The organism is uncultured Parolsenella sp. (assembly GCF_934660935.1).
GTDB lineage: Bacteria > Actinomycetota > Coriobacteriia > Coriobacteriales > Atopobiaceae > Parolsenella.
On record NZ_CAKUIH010000021.1, the window covers coordinates 1 to 4,133 of the forward strand.

Sequence of the window (4,133 nt, forward strand, 5' to 3'; positions counted from 1 at the left end):
GCTCCCGCCCCGGCCCCCGCGGCTCCCGCGCCCGCAGCTCCGGCACCGGCTCCCGCGGCACCGGCTCCCGCACCTGTCCCGGCGCCCGCCGCGCCCGCTGGCGCGGATGCCCAGACGGCCCCCATGCCCGGCAAGATCCTCGAGCTCAAGCACAGCGTCGGCGACGTCGTCGCGCAGAATGACTGCGTCCTCGTCCTCGAGGCCATGAAGATGGAGAACGCCATCGTCGCGGAGCGCGCGGGCACCATCTCCGCCATTCACGTCACGGCCGGCCAGATGGTCAATCCGGGCGACGCGCTCTTCACCATCAGCTAGGGGGCGGCCATGGAAACTCTGATCTATGGCGTCATGGGGATGATCTCCGAGCCCGGCCGCATCGTCATGATGCTCATCGGTGGCGTCCTCATGTACCTCGGCATCAAGAAGGAGTACGAGCCCACACTGCTCGTGCCCATGGGCCTCGGCACCATCCTCGTGAACTTCCCCAACACCGGCGTGCTCGAGACGGCGGGCGAGGCGGGACCCTTCCAGGTGCTCTTCGACGCCGGCATCGCCACGGAGCTCTTCCCGCTCCTGCTGTTCATCGGCATCGGCGCGATGATCGACTTCGGCCCGATCCTGCAGAACCCGTTCCTGCTGCTCTTTGGCGCGGCGGCCCAGTTTGGCATCTTCTTCACGACGATCCTCGCCGTGGTCCTGGGCTTCGACCTCGCGGACGCCGGCTCCATCGGCATCATCGCCGCGGCGGACGGGCCCACCTCTATCTTCGTCGCCAACGTCCTCAACTCGAAGTACCTCGGCGCGATCATGGTCGCGGCCTACTCCTACATGGCGCTCGTGCCCATCATCCAGCCGCCCGCGATTCGCGCCGTCACCACCAAGAAGGAGCGCCAGATCCGCATGACGTACCGCGCGGGCGAGGTCTCCCAGACGGCGAAGATCCTGTTCCCGATCGTCATCACCGTCGTCGCGGGCCTCGTCGCGCCCGTGTCGCTCCCGCTCGTGGGCTTCCTCATGTTCGGCAACCTCCTGCGCGAGTGCGGCGTGCTCGACAACCTCTCGCTCGCCGCGCAGAACGAGCTCGTGAACATCATCTCGATCGTCCTTGGCCTCGCGGTCTCCGTGAAGATGGTCTACTCGGACTTCCTGCAGGTAGACACCCTGCTCGTCATTGCGCTTGGCCTGGTGGGCTTCGTGATGGACTCTGTTGGTGGCGTCATGTTCGCCAAGCTGATTAACCTCTTCCGCAAGGAGAAGGTCAACCCGATGATCGGTGCGGCGGGCATCTCCGCGTTCCCCATGTCCTCCCGCGTCATCCAGAAGATGGCCACCGAGGAGGACCCGCAGAACTTCATCCTTATGCAGGCGGCGGGCGCCAACGTCGCCGGCCAGATCGCTTCCGTCGTCGCGGGCGGCCTTCTGCTCGCGGTGCTGGGCTAGGGGGTTGCCATGCCTACCTTCTTTGTCTCGGGCGTCAACTTCGAGGCGCTTAAGGCGTCGCTCGAGCTTCTCGTCCTCGGATGGGGCGGCGACTTCCTCGTGCTGGGCATCATCGCTCTCGCCTCGCTCGCCCTCTGCCGCCTGTTCCCGCCGAAGAGGGGAGGAAGCGATGACTAGCGACGTTGCCGCGAAGGTGCCTGCCCGCCACGTGGGCGTCTGCGAGACCATCCTGCGCGACGGCCAGCAGAGCCAGATAGCCACGCGCATGCCCCTCTCGGACATGCTCCCCGTGCTCTCGGACATGGACCGCGCGGGCTATCACGCCCTCGAGGTCTGGGGAGGGGCCACCTTCGACTCCTGCTTGCGCTTCTTGAACGAGGACCCGTGGGAGCGTCTCCGCGCCATTCGCGAGGCAGCGCCCAACAGCCGCCTGCAGATGCTGCTCCGAGGACAGAACCTCCTCGGCTACAGGAACTACGCGGACGACGTGGTGCGCGCTGTCGTGGCCAAGTCCGTCGAGAACGGCATCGACGTCGTGCGCGTGTTCGACGCGCTGAATGACGTGCGTAACCTGCGGACGTCGATTGAGGCTTGCCACGAGGCGGGCGGCGAGTGCCAGTGCGCCTTGTGCTACACCACGAGCCCGGTGCACACGGTGCCCTACTTCGTGGGCCTCGCCCGCGAGCTTGCCGAGATGGGTGCGAGCTCGCTGTGCATCAAGGACATGGCCGGCACCCTCACTCCGGCTGCGGCGTTCGAACTCGTGAGCGGCATCAAGGCGGAGTGCGACCTCCCACTCGAGGTGCATACGCACGCCACCGCCGGTATCGCCGAGATGACGCTGCTCAAGGCCGTCGAGGCGGGCGCGGATGTCATCGACACCTGCCTGAGCCCGCTTTCCGGCGGCACCAGCCAGCCCACGACGGAGTCCATGGCGATCGCGCTTGGCGAGCTCGGCTATGACTGCGGGCTCGACCTCGACGCGCTCGCGCCCATGGTGGAGAGCCTTAATGGCGTGCGCAACCGCTTCCGCGCGGAGGGCAAGCTCAATCCCAAGGTCAAGGACACGAACCCCAAGGCCCTCGTCTATCAGGTCCCGGGCGGCATGCTCTCGAACCTCCTCTCCCAGCTGACCGAGCAGGGGCTCGAGAGCCGCTACGAGGATGTTCTGGCGGAGGTTCCCCGCGTGAGGGCCGATCTTGGCTATCCGCCGCTCGTGACGCCCCTCTCGCAGATGGTGGGCACGCAGGCCCTCATGAACGTCATCTCCGGCGAGCGCTACAAGCTCGTGCCCACGGAGATCCGCGACTACGTGCTTGGCCGCTATGGGGCCGCGCCCGCTGCGATCGACCCTGACGTTGCCGCCAAGGTCCTCGCCGGCGCGCCCGAAGGTGCCGAGAAGATCACCTGCAGGCCGGCGGACCTCATCGAGCCCGCGCTTCCGCGCCTGCGCAAGGAGATCTCGCAGTACGCGCGCTCCGAGGAGGACGTTCTCAGCTACGCGCTCTTCCCGAAGCAGGCGCGCGACTTCCTCGGCAGGAGGGAGGACCCGTTCTACGACGTCCCCGTCCAGACGGTTGACGTCACGATCTCCGTCTAGGGCGGTCCGGGAGCCTGGCGCGATGGGCGCTGCGCATGGCGCGCTTGGCGCCGCGCGCGGCGCGTCCAGCGCGTCCGGCGCGCTTGGATCGTACCTGGCGCGCCGGGCACGGAGGGCCCCATCGGCGCTATCATTTCCAGGCTAACGTTGGCCGGTCGACGTTGCGGCGTCGGCCGGCATTGCTATCAAGGGGGATGCTCATGAATTCGAACCTCTCCACGCGGGAGATCACCTTCTCCGCCGCGTGCGTGGCCCTGCTCGCCGTCTCCGCGTGGGTGACGGTGCCGTTTGGGCCTGTGCCGTTCACGTTGCAGACGCTCGCGCTGGTGTTTGTGCTCGTCGCGATGCCCGGTCGCACGAGCATCCTTTCCGTGGGCATGTATGTGCTCCTTGGAGGCGCTGGTGTGCCGCTGTTCTCCGGCATGCGCGGTGGACTCGGCGTTCTGTTTGGCCCGACGGGCGGCTTCATCCTGGGATTCCTGCTCGCGGCAGTTCTGGCCGCCGTGCTGCGCCGGCTGATGCCTGCGGGTGGCGTCGTGCGTGACGTCGCGACGGCGGTGCTTGCGATCGCGTGCTCGCATGCTGTGGGCGTGTGCTGGCTGGCGACTGCGGGTGGCTATAGCCTCGCGGCTGCCTTCGCCGCGGGCTCCGCGCCGTTCATCGCGCTGGACGCGATCAAGGCCTGCGTGGGAGTGGGTCTTGCCAAGGCCGTGCGAGCCGCCGTTCCGAGCCTGGCCGCGTAGCGCGTCGCAGCTGACGAATCTGGGAGAGCGGCGTGTCGCAGCGGGCGTGTCTCTCACCTGCGGTTATGCATAACTTGTGAAGGCATACCCGCTCTCTCGAAGAAATTTGAAATTAGTTCTTGCGCATATGCCTTTGCTCCCGTATAGTTCTTCCTTGCGCGAAGGCGCTGCAGGCATTCATTGGGATGTCGTCTAATGGCAGGACAGCGGATTCTGGTTCCGTCAATGGGGGTTCGACTCCCTCCATCCCAGCCATCGCCTGCGTTGCACTGCATGGCCCGTTCGTCTAGCGGTTCAGGACGCCGCCCTCTCAAGGCGGAGATCACCAGTTCGAATCTGGTACGGGCTAC

5 protein-coding genes and 2 tRNA genes are annotated in these 4,133 nt (G+C 66.7%); all 7 read left to right on the plus strand.

Annotated features, from left to right (window positions below):
- Positions 1–315, plus strand: a 315-nt coding sequence (locus Q0H23_RS07910) for a biotin/lipoyl-containing protein (protein WP_293837275.1), incomplete at its 5' end; no start/stop codon positions are given.
- Between the two features lie 9 nt (positions 316–324).
- Entirely contained in the window at positions 325–1,440 is a 1,116-nt protein-coding gene (locus Q0H23_RS07915) for a sodium ion-translocating decarboxylase subunit beta (RefSeq protein WP_293837277.1), read from the plus strand.
- A gap of 9 nt (positions 1,441–1,449) precedes the next feature.
- Positions 1,450–1,617 (plus strand): OadG-related small transporter subunit, encoded by a 168-nt coding sequence (locus Q0H23_RS07920; RefSeq protein WP_293837279.1) that lies wholly within the window; start codon positions 1,450–1,452, stop codon positions 1,615–1,617.
- Positions 1,610–3,040 (plus strand): oxaloacetate decarboxylase subunit alpha, encoded by a 1,431-nt coding sequence (locus Q0H23_RS07925; RefSeq protein WP_293837281.1) that lies wholly within the window; start codon positions 1,610–1,612, stop codon positions 3,038–3,040. Before Q0H23_RS07920 ends, Q0H23_RS07925 begins: the two co-directional genes overlap by 8 nt.
- Positions 3,041–3,240: 200 nt before the next feature.
- Complete coding sequence (locus Q0H23_RS07930) at positions 3,241–3,783, plus strand: biotin transporter BioY (protein WP_293837283.1); 543 nt, start codon at positions 3,241–3,243, stop codon at positions 3,781–3,783.
- A 181-nt stretch (positions 3,784–3,964) separates the two neighbouring features.
- A tRNA-Gln gene (locus Q0H23_RS07935) sits at positions 3,965–4,038 on the plus strand.
- A gap of 20 nt (positions 4,039–4,058) precedes the next feature.
- Positions 4,059–4,132: transfer RNA gene (locus tag Q0H23_RS07940), tRNA-Glu, on the plus strand.
- Position 4,133 lies beyond the last annotated feature (1 nt).